General features: G+C 73.4%; 1 protein-coding gene. It reads left to right on the top strand.

The genetic code is table 11. From position 1 onward, the window contains the following. Positions 1–631: 631 nt before the first annotated feature. Positions 632–1,375 (top strand): hypothetical protein, encoded by a 744-nt coding sequence (locus KGQ19_RS48610; protein ID WP_212022435.1) that lies wholly within the window; start codon positions 632–634, stop codon positions 1,373–1,375. Positions 1,376–1,430: the final 55 nt, after the last annotated feature.

Below are 1,430 nucleotides of genomic sequence, written 5' to 3'. Positions count from 1 at the left end.
CACATGCAACCCGCCGCCACCGCGGCCCCGGCGCACCCGGCCACCCGCAGCTGCCCAGGCGCCCGCGCCCCGCCAGCTCGCGCCCCACGCTCCCAGTCCCGGATGCCGACTACTCGCAAGCCGCGCGCCCGCGATCCGCAGGCCGACCACTCGCGGCCCGCAGTTCCTCGACCCGCATGTCGCCGAAACTCCGCGCCGCTCACACTCCCGACACCGCAGCCACCCAGCACCACGCCCGACCGCCTCACCGTGACCGGGACGCCGACCGCGGACAGCCCACGAGGCGCCACGCTTCACCATCGCCGCGCACGCCTCTGACAAGACAGCGCTCCCGTGCCATCACCACTCGCGCTGACCGCGCAGCCCTCGCTCGACGCCCCATCCAGCAGCGACCAGCACGCCGGCGCCGCCCAGCGCACACCGCTCGACCTCCGGCCGACGAATCCACCGCGACCATCGATGGACGCTATGCGCGCGCTCCACACCGCCGATCGGCGAGCCGCGCTGCAAAGCACGTGCCTGCGAGCTTGCCGCGACGGGTAGCACTGATATGCGACAGCACGGCCAGGCCCCATCAGCCATAAGGGTCAGTGCGCTGGCACGGTCCGCCGGTCCGTCCGACCGTTGATGCATGACGACGACGCCCGAGCAGCCCCCGTCCCGTGATGACGAGTCCGGGGCGGCTGATGATCGTTTTGATCGGCGCATCGCGTTCGGGGTGGTGGCTGCCTTGGCGGTGGTGGGGTCGGTTGGGCCGTTCGGGTGGCATCTGCTGTCGAACGGGTCGGGGAGTTCGAAGGCCGCGAGTGGTGCGGTGGCCGCCGGTGGTGGCGCCGGGGCGAATGGGAACGCCGCTGTGGCCAATCCGGCGGCCGTGACCAACAGCCCGAGTCCCAGTCCCAGTCCCAGTCCCAGTCCCAGTACGCCGCCGACTGCGGCTGGTCCGGCTGCGGGGGCCAGTGCCTCGTGTGCCGCCGCGTTGGGCAATGCCAACTCGGTGAGCAATGGCAGCGGCACGATGGCGTCCATCGGCGCCTGGGCGATCATGGCCACGCCGAGTGTCAATGCTCTGCGCTCGGACGCGGCCACGCTGCACGGCATCATCCTGCGCCAGGACGCCGCGGCGGTCCCCGCGGCTGCCAAGGCGCTGTGCGACCAGGTGGCCGGCGAGGGGCAGCTGGCTGCGATGCCCGACACCGTGGGGGCCACCGCGTGGCAGGCTGCGCTGAGCGCGTACGTCGCCGGCGCGACCGACGCCCTGGCCGCCGCGACGAACCACCCCGCGTACTACCAGGCGGCTGAGGCCCAGCTCGCGCAGGGCGGCCAGGAGCTCGACGCGCTCTCGGCCCGCATCATCGCCACGACCCAGCGCTAAAGGCGGGGCCGCGCCGACCCCCGCGTCGGCGCCAGCGACGACCCCCGCTCCGACC

Source organism: Catenulispora pinistramenti (assembly GCF_018274385.1).
Classification (GTDB): Bacteria; Actinomycetota; Actinomycetes; order Streptomycetales; family Catenulisporaceae; genus Catenulispora; species Catenulispora pinistramenti.
Note: the sequence above shows the minus strand (reverse complement) of the source record. Positions and strands in the feature narration are given on the sequence as shown.

What these genes read in the sequence shown, in the direction of transcription:
- KGQ19_RS48610 (WP_212022435.1), top strand. Translation starts at nt 632, where the DNA reads ATGACGACGACGCCCGAGCAGCCCCCGTCCCGTGATGACGAGTCCGGG.